Below are 21,684 nucleotides of genomic sequence, written 5' to 3'. Positions count from 1 at the left end.
TCCTTCCATGTCCCTTGATCTCCTGCGCCTGCAAGTCAGCAGCGGCATGGTGGTTGCCGCTCGCCACTGGCGGCGCATCTGCCACACCGCCCTGACCGGTTACGGTATTTCCGAGGCCTGCGCCGCGCCTCTGCTGATGATCGTGCGCCTGGGCGATGGCGTGCATCAGGTGGCTGTTGCCCAGGCTGCCGGCCTCGAAAGCCCGTCGCTGGTGCGCCTGCTCGACCAACTGTGCAAGGCCGGCCTGGTATGCCGCAGCGAGGACCCACTGGACCGCCGCGCCAAAGCCCTGAGCCTGACCGCCGAAGGCCGCGCCCTGGCCGAAGCCATCGAAACCGAGCTGGTTCGCCTGCGCCGCGATGTGCTGAACGGCATCGACCAGGCCGACCTGGAAGCTACCTTGCGCGTGCTGCGTGCCTTCGAAGCGGCCGGCCTGGGCAGCACGGGCGGGGCGGCATGAACGGTTTCTTCAGCTCAGTCCCCCCGGCGCGTGACTGGTTCTACGGCGTGCGTACCTTCGCTGCCTCGATGATCGCCCTGTACATTGCGCTGCTCATGCAGTTGCCACGTCCCTACTGGGCGATGGCCACGGTGTACATCGTCTCTAGCCCGTTCGTCGGCCCGACCAGTTCCAAGGCCCTGTACCGCGCAGTGGGCACCCTGTTGGGGGCCGGTGGCGCGATTTTCCTGGTGCCGCCACTGGTGCAGTCGCCGTTGTTGCTGAGCATCGCCATTGCCTTGTGGACGGGCACCTTGTTGTTCCTTTCGCTGAACCTGCGTACGGCCAACAACTACGTGCTGATGCTGGCCGGTTATACCCTGCCGATGATTGCGCTGGCGGTTGTGGATAACCCGCTGGCATTGTTCGACGTGGCATCGTCCCGTGCGCAGGAAATCTGCCTGGGTATCGTCTGCGCGGCAGTGGTCGGTGCCATTTTCTGGCCGCGCCGGCTTGCCCCTGTGGTGGTGGGCGCCACCGGTAGCTGGTTCACCGAAGCGATCCGCTACAGCGACACCTACCTGGCCCGCGAAGTCAGTGCCGACAAGGTCGGTGGCATGCGCGGGGCGATGGTCGCCACCTTCAACTCGCTGGAGCTGATGATCGGCCAGCTCGGCCATGAAGGCGCCGGCCCGCATACGCTGAAAAACGCCCGTGAGTTGCGCGGGCGCATGATTCATCTGCTGCCAGTGATCGACGCCCTTGATGACGCACTGGTTGCCCTGGAAGGCCGTGCCCCGGCGCAGTTCGTTCAGCTTCAGCCACTGCTTGAAGCTGCCCGCGAATGGCTCAAAGGCACTGCCGAAAGTGCTTCGGTCGCACGCTGGACCGCACTGCATGAACAGATCGATCGCCTGCAGCCCGGCGCTGCCGCGCTCGACCAACGTGCCGAGCTGCTGCTGTCCAACGCCCTGTACCGTCTGAGCGAATGGGCTGACCTGTGGCAGGACTGCTGTACCCTGCAACATGCCCTGCGTACCGACGATACCAAGCCTTGGCGCGCGGTGTACCGTCACTGGCGCCTAGGCCGCCTGACGGCGTTCTTCGACCGTGGCCTGATGCTATATTCAGTAGCCTCCACCGTACTGGCGATCGTTGTCGCCTGCGGCCTGTGGATCGGTTTGGGCTGGAACGACGGCGCCAGCGCGGTGATCCTCGCCGCTGTGTCATGCAGCTTCTTTGCCGCCATGGACGACCCGGCACCGCAGATCTACCGGTTCTTCTTCTGGACGCTGATGTCGGTCATCTTCTCCAGCCTGTACCTGTTCCTGGTGCTGCCCAACCTGCACGACTTCCCGATGCTGGTGCTGGCCTTCGCCGTGCCGTTCATCTGCGTCGGCACCCTGACCGTGCAGCCGCGCTTCTACCTGGGTACCTTGTTGACCATCGTCAACACCTCGACGTTTATCAGCATCCAGGGCGCCTACGACGCCGACTTCTTCACCTTCCTCAACTCCAACCTGGCCGGCCCCGTGGGCCTGCTGTTCGCTTTCATCTGGACCTTGGTAATGCGCCCGTTCGGTGTGGAACTGGCGGCCAAACGCATGACCCGCTTCGCCTGGCGCGACATCGTCGAAATGACCGAACCCGCCACCCTGGCCGAGCACCGCCAGGTGGGTGTGCAAATGCTCGACCGCCTGATGCAGCACCTGCCGCGGCTGTCGCAAACCGGCCAGGACAGCGGCGTGGCACTGCGCGACCTGCGCGTAGGGCTAAACCTGCTCGACTTGCTCGCCTACATGCCGCGTGCCGGCCAGCAAGCCCGCGAACGCCTGAACACGGTGGTCGAGGACGTTGGCGCACACTACGCCGCCTGCCTGCGTGCCGGTGAACGCCTGCATGCCCCGGCCGCGCTGCTACGCAACATGGAGCGCGCACGCCTGGCGTTGAACCTGGATGAGCTGTACGAGCGCGGCGATGCCCGCACCCACCTGCTGCATGCCCTGAGCGGCCTGCGACTGGCGCTGTTGCCGGGTGTGGAAGTGATGCTCGAACCCGCCGAACAACCGCAACTGCCCCCCGGCCTCGACGGAGCCCCCCTGTGATTGGTGAACTGGATATCAGCGGGGTGTTCCTGCCCACGCTGCTGGTGATGATGTTTGGCACCTACCTGTTGTTCCTGGGGGTGCACGCGGTGCTGGTGCGCCTGCACTTTTACCGCCTGGTCTGGCACCGGGCGTTGTTCAACGTTGCTCTGTATGCCGTGCTGCTTGGCGCGGTGGACCACTTTTGCCGAAACCTGATGCTGCCATGAAAAAACCTTTGCTGACTCTGGGCCGTGTGGTCCTGACCTTGCTGGTAGTGACCTTCGCCGCCGTGCTCGTGTGGCAGATGGTGGTGTACTACATGTTTGCCCCCTGGACCCGCGACGGCCACATTCGCGCCGACGTGATCCAGATTGCCCCGGATGTGTCCGGGTTGATCCAGAAGGTCGAGGTGCGCGACAACCAGACCGTCAAACGCGGCGACGTGCTGTTCACCATCGACCAGGACCGCTTCACCCTGGCCCTGCGCCAGGCCAAGGCCACCCTCGGTGAGCGGCAGGAAACCCTGGCCCAGGCCTCGCGCGAAGCACAGCGCAACCGCAAGCTGGGCAACCTGGTGGCCGCCGAGCAACTGGAAGAAAGCCAGTCCCGCGAGGCCCGTGCCCGCTCGGCTGTCAGCGAGGCACAGGTGGCGGTCGATACCGCCCAGCTCAACCTCGACCGCTCGGTGGTGCGCAGCCCGGTAGACGGCTACCTGAACGACCGCGCCCCGCGTAATCACGAATTCGTCACCGCCGGCCGTCCTGTACTGTCCGTGGTCGACAGCGCTTCGTACCACGTCGATGGCTACTTCGAAGAAACGAAGCTGGGCGGTATCCAAATCGGTGATGCCGTGGACATTCGTGTGATGGGCGACAACACCCGCCTGCGTGGCCATGTGCAAAGCTTCGCTGCCGGCATTGAAGACCGCGACCGTAGCAGCGGCGCCAACCTGCTGCCCAACGTCAACCCGGCGTTTAGCTGGGTGCGCCTGGCCCAGCGTATTCCGGTGCGCATCGCCTTCGACGAAGTGCCGGCAGACTTCCGCATGATTGCCGGGCGCACTGCCACGGTGTCGATCATCGAGGGCCAACACCCATGAAACAGCTGATCCTGGCCGGCCTGTGCCTGTCGCTTGGGGCCTGCATGATGGTGGGCCCGGACTATGAGGTGCCGCAGGACGGGGCGGTACAACGTAGCGACCTTAACGGCCCGTTGCGCCAGGATGCCGACAGCGTGGTCTCGGCACCAGTGCCTGAGGACTGGTGGCAGCTGTATCAGGATCAACGGCTGAACGAACTGGTGCGCCAGGCTTTGAGTGCCAACACCGAATTGCGCGTAGCCGCCGCCAACATCGCCAAGGCCCGCGCGCAGGTTGAAGTGGCCGAATCGCAAGGTGGCTTCAACGGCGGCGTCAAACTGGGTGCCCAGCGCCTGCAGGAGTCGGGTGAAGCCTTCCTGCTGCCCGAGAAGGTGCCGGTAGCCAACATCGGCGAGGCCATCATCAGCGCTTCGTATCAGTTCGACCTGTGGGGCACTTTCAAGCGGGGTACCGAGGCTGCCAAGGCCAACGCCGACGCAGTGCAGGCCGCTGCCGACACTGCCCGCATCACCCTGGTGGCGGATGTGGTCAAGGCTTATACCCAAGTGTGCTCGGCCAACGAGGAATACCACATCGCCCGCGAGTCGCTCGATTTGCAGGAGCAGAGCGTGAAGCTGAACCAGCGCTTGCGTGATGCCGGGCGTGGCGATGAAACCCAGGTCACCCGGTCGCAAACCCAGTTCAAGTCGTTGCGTGCCGAACTGCCGCGTTTCAAGGCAGAGCGCGAGACCGGCATGTATACCCTGGCGGCTCTGCTGGCCAAGCCTGTTGACCAGTTGCCTGCCGGTACCGCCGATTGTGCCGAGCTGCCGCACCTGAACCAACTGGTGCCAGTGGGCGATGGCGCCGCGTTGCTCAAGCGCCGTCCAGACGTGCGTCAGGCCGAGCGCCAGCTGGCTGCGGCCACTGCCTACATCGGTGTTGCCACCGGCGCGTTGTACCCCGACATCAGCATCGGCGCCCAGGTTGGCACCATCGGCATCCTGGAGAACCTGGGCGAGCCCGCGACCAACCGCTGGGGCTTTGGCCCGCAGATCAGCTGGAGCATCCCTACCAACGGCACCCGTGCGCGCATTCGCATGGCCGAAGCCTCTACTCAGGCGGCCTTGGCAAACTTTGATGGCGTAGTGCTGAACGCCATTCGCGAAACCCAGACCCGCCTGGCGCAATACAGCGCGTTGCTGGACCGGCGCGATGCGCTGGCCGAGGCAGAAAAATCGGCCAAGGAAGCGGCGGACCAGACGCACCGGTACTACCAGGCGGGGCGTGAGTCGTTCCTGGCGGATTTGCAGGCGACGCGGACCTATACCGACATGCGTGCGCAGCTGGCTGCGGCCAATAGCCAGGTGGCGATGGGGCAGATTGGGGTGTTCCTTGCCCTCGGTGGTGGCTGGAAGGATACCGCCAGGCCTTGAGGCCCAATCGCCAGCAAGCCAGCTCACAAGTTCCGCGAATCTCCGCCCCATCAGATTTGTAGCAAGATTTTTCATGAATTCCGCCAAGCACCCTTGAGGGAAACCAAGTCGGAGTGAACAATGTTCTCTTTCGCATTCCCTCCGAGACTGGCCATGAAAACCCGTTCCCGTCTGCTTGCCTGGCTTCTGTGGCCGGTGCTGGCGCTGTGCAGCACCATGGCGATGGCCGAAGCCCCCGCCGAGGCCACCAAGGCCTTGCACCTGCTTGATTACATTGGCGCCGACTACCCGCCGACTGTGCGCGATGGCAAGGTGATCGACGATGGCGAATACCGTGAACAACAGGAGTTCAGCACGGTATTGGCCGACCTGGTAAAAGCCTTGCCGGCACACGCTGAGCAAACTGGGCTTGAGCAGGGTGTACAGGCGCTGCGCCAAGCCATTGATGAACGCCAGGATGGCGCGGCTGTAGCCAGGCAAGCCAGGCAACTGGGCGCACGTCTGGCGGTGGCTTATGAAGTCAGTCAGGCCCCGGTGATTACCCCGGACCCTGCCCGTGGCGCTGCGTTGTATGCGCAGAACTGCTCGATCTGCCACGGCGACACAGGCGCAGGCGATGGTCCTGCGGGTGTCGGGTTGGAGCCGGCGCCCGCTAACCTGCGTGACGCTGCGCGCCTCGACCAGTTGAGCCTGTTCGACCTCTACAACACCTTGGCCCTTGGCATCGACGGCACCGAAATGCCGTCCTTCGCCGATCAGCTGGACGACCGTCAGCGCTGGGATGTGGCCGCTTACATCGCCAGTTTCTCAGCCAACCCACAGGCCGCCAAAGGCGACAAGACCTGGAACATCGCCGACCTGGCACGCCAGACTCCAGCCGAAGTCGCCGCCAACGAAGGCAATGCGGTCGTGGAGGCATTTCGCGCCCAGCGTGCCCAGCCGCCTCAGGTCAAGCGGGGCCCGGCGCAATTGCTGGAATACACCGCCAGTACCCTGGACAAAAGCCTCGCCGCCTACCGTGCAGGCGATCACGACCAGGCCTATGATCTGTCAGTGGCGGCCTACCTGGAAGGCTTCGAACTGGTGGAAAGCTCACTGGACAACATTGACACCCAAGTGCGCAAGGACACCGAAAAATCCCTGATGGCCTACCGCCAATCGTTGCAGGATGGGCTGCCCGTGGGCCAGGCCGAGCAACGGCTGGCCGAAGCCAAGACCAGGCTCGACCAGGCCGCGAAACTGTTGGGTAGCGATGGCCTGAGCTGGTCACTGAGCTTTATCTCCGGCTTGCTGATCCTGCTGCGCGAAGGCCTTGAAGCCATTCTGGTTCTGGCGGCGATCCTGGCCTTCCTGCGCAACACCGGCCAGCCGTCGGCGGTGCGCAGCGTCAACATCGGCTGGGGCCTGGCGCTGGTTGCAGGCTTTGCCACCTGGGCGCTGGCGGCTTACGTGATCGATGTGGGTGGGGCCCAGCGCGAGCTGCTGGAAGGTTGCACGGCGCTGTTCGCTGCAGTGATGGTGCTGTGGCTCGGCGTGTGGATGCATGACCGACGCCACGCCGCAGCCTGGCAGAACTACATCAAGAGCAGCCTGGTCAGTGGCGGAGGGCGTTTCGGCTTCGCCTTGCTGGCGTTCTTCTCGGTGTACCGCGAACTGTTTGAAGTGATTCTGTTCTACGAAACCCTGTGGCTGCAGGCAGGCCCTGCCGGGCATCAGGCGGTGCTGGCAGGTGGCGCAACCGCGCTGGTGCTGTTGGTGGGGTTGGCGTGGGTGATCCTGCGTGGCTCTGCGAAGCTGCCGCTTTCACTGTTCTTCAGCATCAACGCCGCGTTGCTGTGCGCGCTGTCGGTGGTGTTCGCCGGGCATGGCGTGAAAGCGCTGCAAGAGGCCGGTGTACTGGGTACGCGACCGGTGGCGTTCTTCGAGTTCGACTGGCTGGGGATTCATGCCGATGCCTACTCGCTGTCAGCGCAGGCGGTGGCCTTGCTGGCCATCATGTTCCTGTATGGGCGCTCGCGGTTGGCGGAAAAGCGCAGGGCGGCGGCCAGCTGAGGCCGCCATCCTGAAAAACCTATTTGATCAGGCAGGTTGTGGCGCCTTGAGAATGTTCTGCAGCAGCTGGACACTTTCGACGGCGTCATGACCCAGGCTGGTCAGGTAGCCGCCATCAGGTTGATCGGTCAGCCCTTTTTCATGCAGACGTTGCGCAGCCGCGATCAGGGCAGGTGCGGCGGTGCTGGTTATCTTGATGCCTTCCTGGCTACTGTCGTGTTTGAACAGTGCGAGTACTTCCAGTTCGTCGATCAGATCGGGGGTAAAAGGCATGGCGGCTCCTGACTTCCAGACAAGGATGGCGGCACCGTCAGCGGTGCCTGACCTTGGAGTGTAGTCGGATTATTCGTCCTCGCTTTGATCCATCTCAGGCGGCAGCTCCGGCAGCGCCCGCAGGGCGTTCTCGTACCACTCGCCGTTGAACTCGCGGTCTTCCGTCAGCATGTTGTCGATCTCGAAGGCCAATACATGAGCCATCAGGTTGAGGATGTCCTCACGCTCGTAGCCGACCAGGGTCAGCTTGTTGAAGGTGGCCTTGGCCGCAGCCGGTTCGCCGCTCTCAATCTGGTTCTCGATAGCTTGGGTCAGCGTCGCCTCGGCGAAGGCTTCGTCGTCGTCATTGTCGATGTCGGTGGGCTCGCTCATGGCGTTACTCCTGTTGTGGGGCACACAGTGTGCCATGCCTGCAGCGGCAATGCCCGGGCATTGACGGGGTGCATGACGCTGGTCAGGGACGGGCGTACGGTCTATAAAAGCCGGGCCAACCCCTTACGGCCTGGAGGCTGTTACCTCATGCTCAAGCTTTACGGATTCTCGGTCAGCAACTACTACAACATGGTCAAGCTGGCCCTGCTGGAAAAAGGCCTGCCCTTCGAGGAAGTCGCTTTCTATGGCGGCCAGGCGCCACAGGCCTTGGCAGTGAGCCCTCGGGGCAAGGTGCCAGTGCTTGAAACCGAACACGGCTTCCTGAGTGAAACCAGTGTGATCCTCGACTATATCGAACAGACCCAGGGCGGCAAGGCACTGCTGCCGGCCGACCCGTTCGGGCAGGCCAAGGTGCGTGAGCTGCTCAAGGAAATCGAGCTGTACATCGAGCTGCCGGCGCGTACCTGCTATGCCGAGTCGTTCTTTGGCATGTCGGTTGAGCCGCTGGTCAAAGAGAAAGCCCGGGCCGATCTGCTGGCCGGGTTTTCCACCCTCAAGCGTAACGGTCGCTTTGCGCCGTTTGTGGCAGGCGAGCAACTGACGCTGGCAGACCTGATGTTCTGCTTCTCGGTCGACCTGGCTTATGTCGTGGGCAAGAAGGTGCTGAACATCGACTTACTGGCGGACTTCCCGCAGGCCAAGGCGTTGTTGCAGCTGATGGGCGAGAACCCGCACATGGCGCGGATCGTGGCAGACAAGGAGGCGGCGATGCCAGCCTTCATGGAGATGATTCGAAGCGGTAAACGCTAAGGGTCCGGGGCCGCGAGGCGGCCCCGGTTCCTGATCAACGCGAGGCCAGCAATGCCTTGCCGCGAATAACCGCCGCGCGCACCTGCGCCGGCGCCGTACCACCAATGTGGTCACGGGCATTCACCGACCCTTCCAGGGTCAGCACGGCAAACACGTCCTGCTCGATCTGGTCGCTGAACTGGCGCAGTTCGTCCAGGCTCATTTCGGCCAAGTCTTTGCCAGTGTCCACGCCATACTTCACCGCGTGGCCAACGATTTCGTGGCAGTCACGGAACGGCAGGCCACGGCGTACCAGATAGTCGGCGAGGTCCGTGGCGGTGGAGAAGCCGCGCAGGGCCGCTTCACGCATGATGGCGTGCTTGGGCTTGATCGCCGGGATCATGTCGGCAAAGGCACGCAGCGAGTCGCGCAGGGTATCGGCAGCGTCGAACAGCGGCTCCTTGTCTTCCTGGTTGTCCTTGTTGTAGGCCAGCGGCTGGCCTTTCATCAGGGTCAGCAGGCCGGTCAGGGCGCCGAACACGCGGCCGCTCTTGCCACGTACCAGTTCTGGCACGTCCGGATTCTTTTTCTGCGGCATGATCGAGCTGCCGGTGCAGAAGCGGTCCGGCAGGTCGATGAACTGGAACTGCGCGCTGGTCCACAGCACCAGCTCTTCGGAGAAGCGCGACAGGTGCATCATCGCCACGCTGGCAGCGGCGCAGAATTCGATGGCGAAGTCGCGGTCCGACACGCCGTCCAGCGAGTTGCCGGCCACGGCTTCGAAGCCCAGCAGCTTGCAGGTGAGTTCGCGGTCGATCGGGTAGGTGGTGCCCGCCAGCGCGGCGCTGCCCAGCGGCATGCGGTTGGTGCGCTTGCGGCAGTCGACCAGGCGCTCGTAGTCGCGGCTGAGCATTTCGAACCAGGCCAGCAGGTGGTGGCCGAAGGTGACCGGCTGGGCCGTCTGCAGGTGGGTGAAGCCAGGCATGATGGTTTCGGCTTCACGCTCGGCCTGCTCCAGCAGGCCCTGCTGCAGGCGGGTGATTTCGGCCAGGATCAGGTCGATTTCATCGCGCAGCCACAGGCGGATATCGGTGGCCACCTGGTCGTTGCGGCTACGGCCGGTGTGCAGCTTCTTGCCGGTGATGCCGATACGGTCGGTCAGGCGTGCTTCGATGTTCATGTGCACGTCTTCGAGGTCGACGCGCCAGTCGAAGTTGCCAGCCTCGATCTCGCCCTGGATGGTTTTCAGGCCATCGATGATGGTGTCGCGCTCGGCATCGCTGAGCACGCCGACCTGCGCCAGCATGGTGGCATGGGCGATCGAACCCATGATGTCGTGGCGGTAAAGGCGCTTGTCGAAATCGACCGAGGCGGTGAAACGGGCGACGAAGGCGTCGACGGGCTCACTGAAGCGGCCGCCCCAGGACTGATTGGTCTTGTCGGTGCTCATGGATTCACTCATTGCAGGCGTGAACGAAAAAGTGGCGCCGATGATAGCAGGGTTGGGCTGGCCGCCGCAGGGCGCTGGTCGAGAGAAATGCCCGGATAACGGCAGAGAACGATTTTAAGGAATGAACGGCAGTGTTCCACGGACCGTCTACAGTTGGACAGAGGACAGGCAGTGAATCTGCCGTCCGAGTGAATCTTTGGCCATCGCACCGGTCTAGAGCGTGACCGCAGTGTCGCTCGAACCACACCTGTCTACGCTATACCTGTGCGAGACTCATTCAGGAATCCAGCGCAATTATGAATGTCCTGATCGTTGATGACGAACCCCAAGGCCGTGAACGCCTCAGCCGGCTGCTCGGCGAACTGGAGGGTTACACCGTGCTGGAGCCTAGCGCCACCAACGGCGAGGAGGCCTTGGCGCTGATCGAAAGCCTCAAGCCCGATGTGGTCCTGCTGGACATCGGCATGCCAGGCCTGGATGGCCTGCAGGTTGCCGCACGCTTGTGCGAACGCGAGGCGCCGCCGGCGGTGGTGTTTTGCACCGGGGATGATGAATACGGTGCCGAGGCATTCAAGGACAGTACCCTCAGCCATGTGACCAAGCCATTCCAGGCCCAGGCGCTGCGCGATGCCTTGCGCAAGGCCGAAAAACCCAACCGCGCCCAGCTGGCGGCGCTTACCCGGCCGGCCAATGAAGGTGGTGGCCCGCGCAGCCATATCAGTGCCCGCACGCGCAAAGGTATCGAGCTGATTCCTTTGCCTCAGGTGATCTATTTCATTGCTGATCACAAATACGTGACCTTGCGCCACGAGGCAGGGGAGGTGCTGCTCGACGAGCCGCTCAAGGCCCTGGAAGACGAGTTTGGCGAACGCTTCGTGCGTATCCACCGCAATGCGCTGGTGGCGCGCGAGCGCATCGAGCGCCTGCAACGCACCCCGCTGGGGCATTTTCAGTTGTACCTGAAAGGCCTGGACGGTGATGCCCTGACCGTCAGCCGGCGGCATGTGGCGGGCGTGCGCAAGATGATGCAAACCCTCTGATTCGGCGCCCGCATGGCAAGGGCTGCGCCCTTGTTCGCGGCTAAAGCCGCTCCTACAGGTACGGTACCGCTCCGAAGGCGGTGATTAGCCTGTGGGAGCGGGTTTACCTGCGAAGGGGCCCTCAACTGATCCACATCTGCAAGCGATACCGGCGATGCTGTTATCATCGACGGTATTTCTCTGGATCGGGGCGTTTCATGTCCACTCGCGAAATCCGCATTGCCACCCGTAAAAGTGCCTTGGCCCTGTGGCAGGCCGAATACGTCAAAGCCCGCCTCGAGCAGGCTCATCCCGGTCTGCTGGTGACCCTGGTGCCCATGGTCAGCCGTGGTGACAAGCTGCTCGATGCGCCGCTGGCCAAAATCGGCGGCAAGGGCCTGTTCGTCAAGGAACTGGAAACCGCCCTGCTGGACAACGAAGCCGACATCGCCGTGCATTCGATGAAGGACGTGCCTATGGACTTCCCCGAAGGCCTGGGCCTGTACTGCATCTGCGAGCGCGAAGACCCGCGCGATGCCTTCGTTTCCAATACCTTCGACAGCCTTGAAGCGCTGCCTGCCGGCAGCATCGTCGGCACCTCCAGCCTGCGCCGCCAGGCCCAGTTGCTGGCGCGCCGCCCAGACCTGCAAATCCGCTTCCTGCGAGGCAACGTCAACACCCGCCTGGCCAAGCTGGATGCTGGCGAGTACGACGCCATCATCCTCGCCGCCGCCGGCCTGATCCGCCTGGGTTTCGAAGACCGCATCACTTCCACCATCAGCGTCGATGACAGTCTGCCGGCTGGCGGGCAGGGTGCGGTGGGTATCGAATGCCGCAGCGCCGACGTCGAGATCCACGCGCTGCTGGCGCCACTGCACCATGCCGACACTGCCGACCGGGTAGTGGCCGAACGTGCTCTGAACAAACGCCTGAACGGCGGCTGCCAAGTGCCGATCGCCTGCTACGCGGTACTCGAAGGCGACCAGCTGTGGCTGCGTGGCCTGGTCGGTCAGCCTAGCGGCGGTACTTTGTTGGTGGCCGATGCCCGCGCCCCCCGCTCTGCTGCTGAAACGCTTGGCGTACAAGTGGCCGAAGACCTGCTGGGCCAGGGCGCCGAAGCCATCCTCAAGGAAGTCTACGGCGAGGCCGGTCACCCGTGAGCCAATGGCGCCTGTTGCTGACCCGCCCTGCCGAGGACTGCGCAGCACTGGCGCAAAGCTTGGCGGCAGCGGGGGTAGGCAGCAGCTGCATGCCGCTGCTGGAGATAGAGCCCGTCACCGTGGAGGCCCGGCAACGCCTGTTGCTGGAAGGCCTGCATGGCTTCCAGGCGATCATCGTGGTCAGCAAACCTGCCGCCCGGCTGTTGCTTGAGCAACTGGCCGAGGCCGGTTTGCAGCCGCCAGGGCTAGGCTGGTTCACCGTGGGCGAGGCCACTGCCGCAGTGTTGCAGGAGAAAGGTCTGGGGGCGAGCTGCCCGCCGCGTGGCGATGACAGCGAAGCCTTGCTGGCGCTCCCGGCCCTGCGCCAGGCCGTTGCCGTGCCTGCGCCGCGTGTGTTGATCGTTCGCGGCGTCGGAGGTCGCGAACTGCTGGCAGAGCGTCTTGCAGAGCAAGGTGCTAGTGTCGAATATCTGGAACTGTATCGTCGCTGCCTGCCGGCTTACCCGGCGGGCACCCTGAAGCGTCGCATCGAAGCGGAACGCCTCAATGGCCTGGTGGTCAGCAGTGGGCAGGGTTTTGAACATTTGCAGCAGCTGGCCGGCGCCGATTGGCCGCAGTTGGCACAGTTGCCGCTGTTCGTGCCCAGCCCGCGGGTCGCCGAGCAGGCCAGGGCCGCCGGGGCCCAACAGGTTGTGGATTGCCGTGGCGCCAGTGCCACGGCCTTGCTGGCAGCCGTGCAGCGCAGCGCTGCACCTGCCTCTTAAGGCGCTAAGCTGAACGCGATGCGCCCCCATGCAAAGGATGGATACGTGAGCGAGACTGTCTTGTCCAAAAACGATCAGCCGTCGGCACAAGCGCCGGTGGAACCCGTCACCGCCCCACCCGCCAAGCGCTCCGGCAGTGGCCTGGCAGCGCTGGCCTTGCTGCTGGGTGCAGCCGGGGTGGCGGTAGGTGGCTGGAGTGTCTGGCAGGTACGCCAACTGCAAGGCAGTGAGTTCAACCAGGGCCAGCACATCGAAGCGCTGAACCAGCGCGCCGAAGCCTTGCAACAACGCGAACAGCAAATCAGCGCGCAACTGGCCAGCCTGCCGGCTGCCAGCGAGCTGGAAGACCGCCGCCGCCTGGTGGCGCAATTGCAAGGTGACCAGCAACGCCTCAGCCAGCGCCTGGAAACCGTACTTGGCGAGAGCCGCAAGGAATGGCGCCTGGCCGAGGCCGAGCACTTGCTGCGCCTGGCCACCCTGCGCTTGTCGGCACTACAGGACATCACCAGCGCCAAGGCCCTGGTCGAGGGCGCTGACGAAATTCTGCGCGAACAGAGCGACCCAGGTGCCTTCGCCGCTCGCGAACAACTGGCACGCAGCCTGGCCACGCTCAACAGCACCCAGCAGCCAGACCGTACCGGTCTGTTCCTGAAGCTGGCCGCTCAGCGCGAGCTGGTGCAGCAGCTCAGTGCCCAGTCCCCCGAGTTTGCCAGCAACGCCGATGCACTCGGCGCCCTGACTGCCGAAGGTGATGGTGCCAGTCGCCTGTCGCAGTGGTGGGCAGAAATATCCAAGTACTTCCAGATCGACTTCAATGCCGATGACAACGTGCGGCCGTTGCTGGCCGGGCAGCAACTGAACCAGCTGCGCCTGGCCCTCAGCCTGACCATCGAGCAGGCCCAGTGGGCCGCACTCAATGGTGATGCCAAGGTTTACACCCAGGCGCTGGACGACGCCCGTAGCGTACTGTTGGCCAACTTCAACGCCGACAACCCACAAAGCAAGGCCATGCTCGACAGCCTGAATGCCCTGGCCGATCAGCCGGTGTCGGTGGTTACCCCCGACCTCAGCGAGAGCCTGGCGGCCGTGCAGGCCTACATTCAGCGCCGCCACCTGCCGGCCGAGGCTGAAGGGGGCAAGCCATGAAGCGTGTCTACCTGCTGGCTGTGCTGGCGATTGTGGTCGCTGCGGCGTTGGGGATCGCAGTCGCCAAGCACAGCGGCTACGTGCTGATTTCCTATGGTGGCTTCCGCTATCAGTCGGGGCTTTGGGCGGCCTTGGCCGGCCTGCTGGCCGTGGTCGCACTGCTGTGGCTGTTGCGTTACCTGGTTGGCCTGGTGCTGACCTCCAGCGGCGTGGTCAACCCGTGGTCGCGGCGCAACCGTAGCCGGCGCATTCGCGTGGCCATCGAACAGGGCCAGCTGGACCTCGCCGAAGGCCGCTGGGCCAGCGCCCAGCGCCACTTGCACCGTGCCGCCGAGGCCGAGCGCCAACCGCTGCTGTATTACCTTGGTGCCGCGCGTGCCGCCAACGAGCAAGGCCGCACCGAAGACAGTGACAACCTGCTGGAGCGGGCGCTGGAGCGCCAGCCACAAGCGGAACTGGCCATTGCCCTGACGCATGCCCAGTTGCAGATGGACCGTGGCGAAAGTGACGGGGCCCTGGAAACCCTGCTGGCCATGCAGGAGCGTCACCCGCACAACACTCAGGTGCTGCGCCTGCTGCAACGCCTGCACCTGGAACGTGGTGACTGGTCGGCCCTCATCCGCCTTTTGCCCGACCTACGCAAGGGCAAGGTACTGCCGCCCGCCGAGCTGGCTGCCCTTGAGCAACGCGCCTGGGGCCAGAACCTGAGCCTGGCCACTACCCGTGGCGAAGACGCACAAAGTGCGCGTCAGGCCCTGGAGCGAGCCTGGCAGCAATTGACAGCAGCCCAGCGCCAGGAGCCACAGCTGGTGCTGGCATACGCCGAGCAATTGCGCCAGGTGGGCGCGCAGAGCGAGGCCGAACAGGTGCTGCGCACTGCGCTCAAGCGTGACTACGAAAGCCACCTGGCCCGCTTGTACGGGTTGGTGCGCGGTGATGACCCGGCGCGCCAGCTGCAAACCGCCGAAGGCTGGCTCAAGGCTCATCCGCAAGACGCCAGCCTGCTGCTGACCCTGGGCCGCCTGAGCCTGCAGAACCGCCTGTGGGGCAAGGCTCGTGACTATCTGGAAAGCAGCCTGCGCATGGAGCGCAACCCCGAGGCTTGTGCCGAACTGGCCCGCCTGCTTGCTGGCCTGGGCGAGACCGAACGCAGCAACCAGCTGTTCCAGGAGGGCCTCGGCCTGCTGGACGAGCGCCTGCTGGCCCTGCCGTTGCCAGAAGGCGTACGCGCCTGACCCACCCCAAGGCCCGCGCCAAGGTGCGGGCTTTGGGGGTTGGTAATTTATCTACGCCCGCACGTTGGCGCTGCAATCCATTTCTTCAGTCAGCTCCTACCGCCACTCTGGAAATTTCCTACACGATTCAGCGACTTGTCGTTGCTGTCGCGCCTTGAAACAAAGCGCGTCTTTCCTCTACCGTTTCAAGCCACTACATCTTCCCCGGGACCTTCACCGCCCATGCTGCCGGCCCGTTTGCGCTCCTTTTTCCTTCCTGCCTGCCTGGCCGCACTGGCGGTGCTGGCTGCGTCTTTCCAACTGGAAAACATGCCAGGGCTGGTGCCGTGCCCCTTGTGCTTCAGCCAGCGTTTGCTGCTCGCGGCGTACGCGTTGTTGTGCCTGGGGGCTTTGCTGCAGGCGCCAGGCTTGCAGGGCATCCGCCAGTACGCGCGGGCGACGCTGGGCTGCTCGCTGGCCGGTGCGTTGCTGGCGGCGCGGCATGTCTGGTTGCAGGGCGCTGGTACGGTCATGCATGTATGCCCGGTGCCGATTGGGCGGGTGTTTGAGCAATCCTGGAGCGAGGCGGCGCGGCAACTGTTGTTGGGTGGCCCGGATTGCAACTCGCTGACCTGGAGCTTTCTCGACCTGACACTGCCCGAGTGGAGCCTGCTGGCCTTCCTGCTGCTGGCGGCGCTGCCCTTGAGTTGCCTGCTGGCGTATCGTTTCCGCACCCTGGCAATAAACTGACCTGGCGCAAGGTTGCGTCATGAGTGCGACCAATGGCGCTGTAACGGGGTATTAAACACTTGTATGAACTTTGTGTGCTGCGTACCTTGATGGGCAGCACGCGCGGGAATAATCTCGCAGCACGTATACCGAAAACACAACTGCTCGATGCCGTCCTGCTGATGTCACCTTTGTGCTGCGCGGTCGTGGTGCGAGGTGCAGCGGCATCTACCCAGAAGGGAAGAGATCGCCATGCTCGATAGTTGTCAGAATGCTCAGGAACGCTGGGGTGGGGTTCACGACCTGATCGACCGGTGGCTGAAAGAGCGCCAGGAACTGGTGCAGGCTTTCCGCGCCCTGCGCGATGTGAAGCCGGCCTTCGCCGACAAGGATACGCACGGGGACTTCTGCGCACTCCTTGTCGACTACGTTTCGGCGTGGCATTTCGAAGTCTGCGAACAACTGGTCAGTGAGGCCAAGGCGTTCGATGACGAGAAAGCGTTGAAGCTGGCTGAAGAGATCAACCCGCGGATCAATGACATCACCCAGATTGCACTGGCTTTCAATGATCATTGCAGCAAGGGCGAGTGCAAGGACACCGAGCGCTTCGCCGAGAAGCTGGCCAAGCTGGGCGGCCTGCTGCACGAGCGCTTTGAACTCGAAGACTGCCTGATCGAAGTGCTGCACACTGCGCACAAGGAAGAGGGCGCTGTCGAGGCCTGAAGGTTGGCGTCAGTCGCCAACCGCCAGCAGCTCTATCTCGAATACCAAAGGTGTATAGGGTGCGATCAGGTCACCCGCTCCTTCGGCGCCATAGGCTTGCGCTGAAGGAATCACCAGGCGCCATTTGGCGCCCGCGTGCATCTTTGGCAGGGCCACCTGCCAGCCTTCGATTACAGAATCCAGGCTGAACCATTGGGGCGTCTGGTTCTGGTCGAACACCGAGCCATCCGGCAACTTTCCCACATAGCGCACTTGTACTTTGCCACCTGCTTTGGGTTGCGCGCCCGTGCCTGCCTGCAGTTCGCTGTAGAGCACGCCTTCCGGCAGTTCGTGTACCCCATAACGTCCGCGCTCATTGGCCATGAAGCGTGTTTCGGCTGCCTGCAATTTTTGTGTTGCGGCATCACTTTCCTGCGCTTCATGCTGCTGAAGCACTGCCTGCATGCGTGCCTTGTCGAGCTTTAGCGGTTGCCCCTGATAGGACTGCTTGAGGCCTTCGACCAGTGCTTCCAGTTGCAAGCCTGGCATCTCCTGGCGCAGGCGCTCACCCAGGCTGGCACCCAGGCTGTAGGCCAGATCGTGATCGTCGCTGTCGGCAAGGGCGATGGGTGCCAGCAGGCATAAACCTAAAACAAGATATCGAGGCAATGCCCGGACTCCCAAATATCAGCAATGATTAATTCAGCAACTACACTTTCACGCAGCTGCAAGATAACAACTTTGCCCAGGCATGCAACGCGGTGTAAATATTACGGTCAACATGCCCTAGCGGCGGTAGCAGCAGAAGCATAGTATGAGCCGCAATCTCGTCAGCCAGGAGGTAAACCATGTCGGCCAAAAAGAAGCCAGTAAGTACGCCGTTACACCTGCTCCAGCAACTTTCGGGCAGCCTGCTCGAACACTTGGAAGAGGCCTGCTCGCAAGCGCTGGCTGATGCGGAAAAATTGCTGGCCAGGTTGGAAAAGCAGCGTGGCAAAGCGCAGGAAAAACTGCACAACGGCCGCCTGAAATTGCAGGATGCCGCGAAGGCAGGTAAAGCCAAGGCGCAGACCAAAGCGCAAAAAGCCATCGGCGAACTTGAAGAACTGCTCGATTCCCTCAAGGAACGCCAAACCCAGACCCGCTCTTATATTCAGCAACTCAAGCGTGACGCTCAAGACAGCCTCAAGCTGGCCCAGGGTGTAGGCAAGGTTCGCGAAGCGGCAGCCAAGGCGCTGGATTCGCGTGCTGCCAAAACCAGCAAGCCGGCTGCAGCCAAGCCTGCAGCCAAGCCAGCTACCAAAGCGACCGCTGCAGCCAAGCCTGCGGCGAAGCCAGCCGCCAAAGCGACTGCTGCAGCCAAACCTGCGGCGAAGCCAGTTGCCAAAGCGAGCGCTGCAGCCAAAGTTGCGGCGAAGCCAGCTGCCAAAGCGACTGCTGCAGCCAAACCTGCGGCGAAGCCAGCCGCCAAAGCGACTGCTGCAGCCAAACCTGCGGCGAAGCCAGCTGCCAAAGCGACTGCTGCTGCCAAGCCTGCGGCGAAGCCAGCTGCCAAAGCGACCGCTGCAGCCAAACCTGCGGCGAAGCCAGCCGCCAAAGCGACCGCTGCTGCCAAGCCTGCGGCGAAGCCAGCTGCCAAAGCGACTGCTGCTGCCAAACCCGCAGCCAAGCCAGCCGCGAAACCAGCTGCCGCCAAAGCCCCGGCACGCAGGGCTGCCAAGCCAGCTGCCGCCAAACCTGTTGCCAGCAAACCAGCCGAAGCCAAACCGGCTACGCCTGCCGCCAGCACCCCGGCTGCTGCAACCAACTCGGCCACCCCGGCTGCTTCGGTAGCATCGTCGACACCCGCCAGCACCCCGGCTCAGGCGCCGTCTTCGGCGTCCTGAAGCGTAGCCGCTGCGGCGCGCAACTGATCCAGCGCGTCGTGGCGGCAGGCAGGCTCCGGCGCCAGCCGGGCCAGCCAGTCGTCCGTGAGCCCATGCGAGTCCGTGGGCCACTGTCGCGAGCGCTCCTGCAAACGCTCAAGCAAGGTCTTTTCGGCCTGCAACTCCAGCACCTTCACCTGTTCACGCAACGCCGCCAGTTGCGCATCACCCGATGCCGCTGCTCGCCATTGTTGGCGAAGGCAGCGTAACGGGGCGACCACGTCACGCTGCCAGGCCCCGGCGATTTCGGTTAACGCCTGCACGCGCTCATCCAGCACCGCCACGCCTCGCGCCTGCAGCCAGGTTGCGCACAACAGCAGGCAGACATCGCCGCCCAGTGCCTGTAGCTCAAGGCAGGCCGCTTCCGCGCCGGGCCTGGCATACAGGGCCAGGGCGTGATTCCACAGGTCGGTGTGCATGGTTCCACTCGCGCTATGGGCCGAGGAAGCTGGTAGACTCCGCGACCATCATGATCAGACTATCCAACCTCACTTTACAGCGTGGTCCGCAGCGCTTGCTAGAAGGCGCCGAGATGACCCTGCACGCCGGTCACAAGGCCGGCCTGATCGGCGCCAACGGTGCCGGAAAATCCAGCCTGTTCGCCTTGCTGCGCGGTGAGCTGTCACCCGATGCCGGTGACTGCCAACTGCCCGGTGACTGGCGCATCGCCCACATGCGCCAGGAGGTCGATACCCTCGATCGCCTGGCCGTGGACTATGTGCTCGACGGCGACGTGCGCCTGCGCAAGGTCCAGGCCGAACTGGCCGCCGCCGAGCAGGCCCACGACGGTACTGCCCTGGCGCGCCTGCACAGTGAGCTGGAAAGCGCCGACGGCTATACCGCCGATGCCCGCGCGCGCAAGCTGCTGGCCGGCCTGGGCTTCACCAACGAGCAGATGGATCGCCGCGTCGGTGACTTCTCGGGTGGCTGGCGGATGCGCCTGAACCTGGCTCAGGCGTTGATGTGCCCGTCCGACCTGCTGCTGCTCGACGAGCCCACCAACCACCTCGACCTGGACGCCATCCTGTGGCTGGAAGACTGGCTCAAGGGCTACCCCGGCACGCTGTTACTGATCTCCCACGACCGCGACTTCCTCGACGCTGTGGTCGACCATGTGCTGCACGTCGAGCAGCGCAAGCTGAACCTGTACAAAGGTGGCTACACCGCCTTCGAGCGCACCCGTGCCGAGCGCCTGGCGCAGCAGCAGCAAGCCTACGAGAAGCAGCAGGCGCAGCGCGCGCACATGGAAAAATACATCGCCCGCTTCAAGGCCCAGGCCACCAAGGCTCGCCAGGCGCAAAGCCGGATCAAGGCCCTGGAGCGCATGGAAGAGCTGTCGGCGGCGCATGTGGATTCGCCGTTCGACTTCGTTTTCCGCGAATCGCAGAAAATCTCCAGCCCGTTGCTGAGCCTGTCCGAAGGCCGGCTGGGGTATGGCGACAAGGCCATCCTCGACAAGGTCAAGTTGCAGCTCACCCCAGGCGCGCGTATCGGTTTGCTTGGGCCTAACGGCGCGGGCAAGTCGACGCTGATCAAAAACCTTGCAGGTGAACTGGAGCCATTGTCTGGCCGCCTGGTGCGGGGCGAAAACCTGGCCGTTGGCTACTTCGCCCAGCACCAGCTCGACTCGCTGGACGACAAGGCCAGCCCGCTGCTGCACCTGCAGCGCATCGCGCCCACCGAACGTGAGCAGACCCTGCGCGACTTCCTCGGTGGTTTCGACTTCCATGGCGCTCGTTGCGACGAGCCGGTCGTGAACTTCTCCGGTGGCGAAAAGGCCCGCCTGGCGCTGGCGCTGATCGCCTGGGAACGGCCGAACCTGCTGCTGCTCGACGAACCGACCAACCACCTCGACCTGGAAATGCGCCTGGCGCTGACCATGGCCTTGCAGGAGTTTGCCGGTGCCGTGGTGGTGGTATCCCACGATCGACATTTGCTCAAGAGCACCACCGACGACTTCCTGCTGGTGGCCGATGGCAAGGTGGACGCCTTCGACGGTGACCTGGACGACTACAGCCGCTGGCTGGTCGAGTACCGCCAGCGCAGTGCGCCGGCCAGTAGCGCCCCGGTCAACCCGGACAAGACCGACAAAAAAGCCCAACGCCAGGCTGCCGCCGCTTTGCGTCAGCAGCTTGCCCCGCACAAGAAGGCCGCCGACAAGCTGGAAACCGAGCTGAACCAGGTGCATGCGCAACTGGCCGAGATCGAGACCGCACTAGGCGACGGTGGGCTCTACGAGGCCGCGCGCAAGGATGAGCTGCGTGACCTTCTGGCGCGCCAGACCAAGCTCAAACAACGCGAAGGTGAGCTGGAAGAAGCCTGGATGGAAGCGCTGGAAACGCTCGAGGGCATGCAGGCCGAGCTCGAGGCGCTGTCCTGATGGAGGAACTGCGTTCGCTGCTGCCAGGGCAATGGATGGACACCTTCTGGCTGGGCTTGCAGATTCTGTTGATCCTGGTGGCAGCCTTCGTCCTGCAGCGCATCGTTGCCCGCGGGTTGAGCCGCCTGGGTCAGCGCTACCCGCTGCCACCGGAGCTGCTGGTGCCGGTGCGTGGCGGTTTGCGCTGGCTGATCATGGGCAGCGCGCTGTTGTTCGTGCTGGAGCGGCTGGGCGTTTCCGCGACGGTGCTGTGGACTGCATTGTCCGGCTTCGTCGCGGTGGCGGCAGTGGCCTTCTTCGCCATGTGGAGCGTGCTGTCGAACCTGTTGTGCGCGGTGCTGATTTTCACGGTGGGGCCGTTTCGCATTGGCGATGTGGTCGAGCTGGTCGACACCCTGGACAAGCCGGGCGTAAAAGGCAGGGTGATCGCTATCAACCTGCTGTTCACCACGCTGATGGAGCTGCCCGAGGTGGGTGGGGCGCTGGTGCAGGTGCCTAATAGCCAGTTCTTCCAGAAGTCGGTGCGGCGCTGGCGTGGGGCTGAAGTGCAGGCGATGCACAAAGAGTCAGTTGCCGAAGCTGATTAAACCTTTACCGGCCTCTTCGCGGGTAAACCCGCGAAGAGGCCGGTAAAGCCATTAACAATCCTCAAAATTTGCTGGTTATTTT

22 protein-coding genes are annotated in these 21,684 nt (G+C 63.7%); 17 read left to right on the top strand and 5 right to left on the bottom strand.

Annotated elements, in window-relative coordinates; all coding sequences use genetic code 11:
* Positions 1 to 7: 7 nt before the first annotated feature.
* The 6 genes from D8767_RS28495 to D8767_RS28470 all read left to right on the top strand — a co-directional run bounded on the left by D8767_RS28495 (position 8) and on the right by D8767_RS28470 (position 7,092).
* Positions 8 to 460 carry a MarR family winged helix-turn-helix transcriptional regulator gene (locus D8767_RS28495; protein ID WP_016714396.1) on the top strand — a complete coding sequence of 151 codons (453 nt, stop codon included), beginning with the start codon at positions 8 to 10 and terminating at the stop codon, positions 458 to 460.
* Positions 457 to 2,544 (top strand): FUSC family protein, encoded by a 2,088-nt coding sequence (locus tag D8767_RS28490; protein ID WP_121757476.1) that lies wholly within the window; start codon positions 457 to 459, stop codon positions 2,542 to 2,544. Before D8767_RS28495 ends, D8767_RS28490 begins: the two co-directional genes overlap by 4 nt.
* Positions 2,541 to 2,753: a DUF1656 domain-containing protein gene (locus D8767_RS28485; RefSeq protein ID WP_003255905.1), complete on the top strand. Its 213-nt coding sequence runs from the start codon at positions 2,541 to 2,543 to the stop codon at positions 2,751 to 2,753. Before D8767_RS28490 ends, D8767_RS28485 begins: the two co-directional genes overlap by 4 nt.
* Complete coding sequence (locus D8767_RS28480) at positions 2,750 to 3,625, top strand: HlyD family secretion protein (RefSeq protein WP_019097418.1); 876 nt, start codon at positions 2,750 to 2,752, stop codon at positions 3,623 to 3,625. Before D8767_RS28485 ends, D8767_RS28480 begins: the two co-directional genes overlap by 4 nt.
* Entirely contained in the window at positions 3,622 to 5,040 is a 1,419-nt protein-coding gene (locus D8767_RS28475) for an efflux transporter outer membrane subunit (RefSeq protein ID WP_016714399.1), read from the top strand. The genes D8767_RS28480 and D8767_RS28475 overlap by 4 nt, the downstream gene beginning before the upstream one ends.
* A gap of 120 nt (positions 5,041 to 5,160) precedes the next feature.
* The gene (locus D8767_RS28470) at positions 5,161 to 7,092 is read left to right on the top strand and encodes a cytochrome c/FTR1 family iron permease (RefSeq protein ID WP_016714400.1); all 1,932 of its coding nucleotides are present in this window, start codon (positions 5,161 to 5,163) and stop codon (positions 7,090 to 7,092) included.
* 27 nt (positions 7,093 to 7,119) lie between these two features.
* Here D8767_RS28470 and D8767_RS28465 read toward each other — a convergent pair whose 3' ends face one another.
* Together D8767_RS28465 and D8767_RS28460 are read right to left on the bottom strand one after the other, a co-directional pair.
* Positions 7,120 to 7,365 carry a TIGR02647 family protein gene (locus D8767_RS28465; protein WP_016714401.1) on the bottom strand — a complete coding sequence of 82 codons (246 nt, stop codon included), beginning with the start codon at positions 7,363 to 7,365 and terminating at the stop codon, positions 7,120 to 7,122.
* Positions 7,366 to 7,434: 69 nt separating this feature from the next.
* Positions 7,435 to 7,737: a hypothetical protein gene (locus tag D8767_RS28460; RefSeq protein ID WP_016714402.1), complete on the bottom strand. Its 303-nt coding sequence runs from the start codon at positions 7,735 to 7,737 to the stop codon at positions 7,435 to 7,437.
* 147 nt (positions 7,738 to 7,884) lie between these two features.
* On the opposite strand from D8767_RS28460, the gene D8767_RS28455 reads away from it, so the two are divergent.
* Positions 7,885 to 8,547, top strand: coding sequence for a glutathione S-transferase (locus D8767_RS28455; protein WP_016714403.1), 663 nt, complete (start codon positions 7,885 to 7,887; stop codon positions 8,545 to 8,547).
* 34 nt (positions 8,548 to 8,581) lie between these two features.
* Here D8767_RS28455 and argH read toward each other — a convergent pair whose 3' ends face one another.
* Positions 8,582 to 9,976 (bottom strand): argininosuccinate lyase, encoded by a 1,395-nt coding sequence (gene argH, locus D8767_RS28450; protein ID WP_016714404.1) that lies wholly within the window; start codon positions 9,974 to 9,976, stop codon positions 8,582 to 8,584.
* 296 nt (positions 9,977 to 10,272) lie between these two features.
* Here argH and D8767_RS28445 point away from each other — a divergent pair, with 296 nt between their 5' ends.
* The 7 genes from D8767_RS28445 (at position 10,273) to D8767_RS28420 (ending at position 16,731) form a co-directional block, all read left to right on the top strand.
* Positions 10,273 to 11,016, top strand: coding sequence for a LytTR family DNA-binding domain-containing protein (locus tag D8767_RS28445; RefSeq protein ID WP_015268539.1), 744 nt, complete (start codon positions 10,273 to 10,275; stop codon positions 11,014 to 11,016).
* Positions 11,017 to 11,213: 197 nt separating this feature from the next.
* Complete coding sequence (gene hemC / locus D8767_RS28440; protein ID WP_016714405.1) at positions 11,214 to 12,155, top strand: hydroxymethylbilane synthase; 942 nt, start codon at positions 11,214 to 11,216, stop codon at positions 12,153 to 12,155.
* A complete protein-coding gene (locus D8767_RS29425; RefSeq protein ID WP_016714406.1) occupies positions 12,152 to 12,919 on the top strand; it encodes a uroporphyrinogen-III synthase in 768 nt (255 codons plus the stop codon). The genes hemC and D8767_RS29425 overlap by 4 nt, the downstream gene beginning before the upstream one ends.
* A 45-nt stretch (positions 12,920 to 12,964) precedes the next feature.
* Positions 12,965 to 14,065, top strand: coding sequence for a uroporphyrinogen-III C-methyltransferase (locus D8767_RS29420; RefSeq protein ID WP_016714407.1), 1,101 nt, complete (start codon positions 12,965 to 12,967; stop codon positions 14,063 to 14,065).
* Positions 14,062 to 15,300, top strand: coding sequence for a heme biosynthesis protein HemY (locus tag D8767_RS28430; protein WP_016714408.1), 1,239 nt, complete (start codon positions 14,062 to 14,064; stop codon positions 15,298 to 15,300). The genes D8767_RS29420 and D8767_RS28430 overlap by 4 nt, the downstream gene beginning before the upstream one ends.
* A 222-nt stretch (positions 15,301 to 15,522) precedes the next feature.
* Entirely contained in the window at positions 15,523 to 16,029 is a 507-nt protein-coding gene (locus tag D8767_RS28425) for a disulfide bond formation protein B (RefSeq protein ID WP_016714409.1), read from the top strand.
* Between the two features lie 231 nt (positions 16,030 to 16,260).
* Positions 16,261 to 16,731, top strand: coding sequence for an Rsd/AlgQ family anti-sigma factor (locus D8767_RS28420; RefSeq protein WP_016714410.1), 471 nt, complete (start codon positions 16,261 to 16,263; stop codon positions 16,729 to 16,731).
* Between the two features lie 9 nt (positions 16,732 to 16,740).
* Here D8767_RS28420 and D8767_RS28415 read toward each other — a convergent pair whose 3' ends face one another.
* Positions 16,741 to 17,379 carry an FKBP-type peptidyl-prolyl cis-trans isomerase gene (locus tag D8767_RS28415; protein WP_016714411.1) on the bottom strand — a complete coding sequence of 213 codons (639 nt, stop codon included), beginning with the start codon at positions 17,377 to 17,379 and terminating at the stop codon, positions 16,741 to 16,743.
* Positions 17,380 to 17,558: 179 nt separating this feature from the next.
* Between D8767_RS28415 and D8767_RS28410 the strand changes: the two genes are divergently transcribed.
* Positions 17,559 to 18,596 (top strand): AlgP family protein, encoded by a 1,038-nt coding sequence (locus D8767_RS28410; protein ID WP_121757477.1) that lies wholly within the window; start codon positions 17,559 to 17,561, stop codon positions 18,594 to 18,596.
* Here the strand turns inward: D8767_RS28410 and D8767_RS28405 are convergent.
* On the bottom strand, positions 18,572 to 19,054 hold the full coding sequence (locus D8767_RS28405) for a TIGR02444 family protein (RefSeq protein ID WP_028699563.1): 483 nt from the start codon (positions 19,052 to 19,054) through the stop codon (positions 18,572 to 18,574). The two genes, D8767_RS28410 and D8767_RS28405, sit on opposite strands and share 25 nt — an antisense overlap.
* Before the next feature lie 50 nt (positions 19,055 to 19,104).
* Here D8767_RS28405 and D8767_RS28400 point away from each other — a divergent pair, with 50 nt between their 5' ends.
* Both D8767_RS28400 and D8767_RS28395 read left to right on the top strand, forming a co-directional pair.
* The gene (locus D8767_RS28400) at positions 19,105 to 21,015 is read left to right on the top strand and encodes an ATP-binding cassette domain-containing protein (RefSeq protein ID WP_028699562.1); all 1,911 of its coding nucleotides are present in this window, start codon (positions 19,105 to 19,107) and stop codon (positions 21,013 to 21,015) included.
* Complete coding sequence (locus D8767_RS28395) at positions 21,015 to 21,602, top strand: mechanosensitive ion channel family protein (protein ID WP_016714415.1); 588 nt, start codon at positions 21,015 to 21,017, stop codon at positions 21,600 to 21,602. The genes D8767_RS28400 and D8767_RS28395 overlap by 1 nt, the downstream gene beginning before the upstream one ends.
* Positions 21,603 to 21,684: the final 82 nt, after the last annotated feature.

The organism is Pseudomonas sp. LTGT-11-2Z, assembly GCF_003691445.1.
GTDB classification, from domain to species: domain Bacteria; phylum Pseudomonadota; class Gammaproteobacteria; order Pseudomonadales; family Pseudomonadaceae; genus Aquipseudomonas; species Aquipseudomonas monteilii.
The sequence above is the reverse complement of the archived record's forward strand: the minus strand, read 5'-3'. Positions and strand labels throughout refer to the sequence as shown.

Coding starts and splice junctions, on each gene's coding strand:
- D8767_RS28495 (WP_016714396.1), top strand. CDS start 8: ATGTCCCTTGATCTCCTGCGCCTGCAAGTCAGCAGCGGCATGGTGGTT.
- D8767_RS28490 (WP_121757476.1), top strand. CDS start 457: ATGAACGGTTTCTTCAGCTCAGTCCCCCCGGCGCGTGACTGGTTCTAC.
- D8767_RS28480 (WP_019097418.1), top strand. CDS start 2,750: ATGAAAAAACCTTTGCTGACTCTGGGCCGTGTGGTCCTGACCTTGCTG.
- D8767_RS28475 (WP_016714399.1), top strand. CDS start 3,622: ATGAAACAGCTGATCCTGGCCGGCCTGTGCCTGTCGCTTGGGGCCTGC.
- D8767_RS28470 (WP_016714400.1), top strand. CDS start 5,161: ATGTTCTCTTTCGCATTCCCTCCGAGACTGGCCATGAAAACCCGTTCC.
- D8767_RS28465 (WP_016714401.1), bottom strand. CDS start 7,365: ATGCCTTTTACCCCCGATCTGATCGACGAACTGGAAGTACTCGCACTG.
- D8767_RS28460 (WP_016714402.1), bottom strand. CDS start 7,737: ATGAGCGAGCCCACCGACATCGACAATGACGACGACGAAGCCTTCGCC.
- D8767_RS28455 (WP_016714403.1), top strand. CDS start 7,885: ATGCTCAAGCTTTACGGATTCTCGGTCAGCAACTACTACAACATGGTC.
- argH (WP_016714404.1), bottom strand. CDS start 9,976: ATGAGCACCGACAAGACCAATCAGTCCTGGGGCGGCCGCTTCAGTGAG.
- D8767_RS28445 (WP_015268539.1), top strand. CDS start 10,273: ATGAATGTCCTGATCGTTGATGACGAACCCCAAGGCCGTGAACGCCTC.
- hemC (WP_016714405.1), top strand. CDS start 11,214: ATGTCCACTCGCGAAATCCGCATTGCCACCCGTAAAAGTGCCTTGGCC.
- D8767_RS28430 (WP_016714408.1), top strand. CDS start 14,062: ATGAAGCGTGTCTACCTGCTGGCTGTGCTGGCGATTGTGGTCGCTGCG.
- D8767_RS28425 (WP_016714409.1), top strand. CDS start 15,523: ATGCTGCCGGCCCGTTTGCGCTCCTTTTTCCTTCCTGCCTGCCTGGCC.
- D8767_RS28420 (WP_016714410.1), top strand. CDS start 16,261: ATGCTCGATAGTTGTCAGAATGCTCAGGAACGCTGGGGTGGGGTTCAC.
- D8767_RS28410 (WP_121757477.1), top strand. CDS start 17,559: ATGTCGGCCAAAAAGAAGCCAGTAAGTACGCCGTTACACCTGCTCCAG.
- D8767_RS28405 (WP_028699563.1), bottom strand. CDS start 19,054: ATGCACACCGACCTGTGGAATCACGCCCTGGCCCTGTATGCCAGGCCC.
- D8767_RS28400 (WP_028699562.1), top strand. CDS start 19,105: ATGATCAGACTATCCAACCTCACTTTACAGCGTGGTCCGCAGCGCTTG.
- D8767_RS28395 (WP_016714415.1), top strand. CDS start 21,015: ATGGAGGAACTGCGTTCGCTGCTGCCAGGGCAATGGATGGACACCTTC.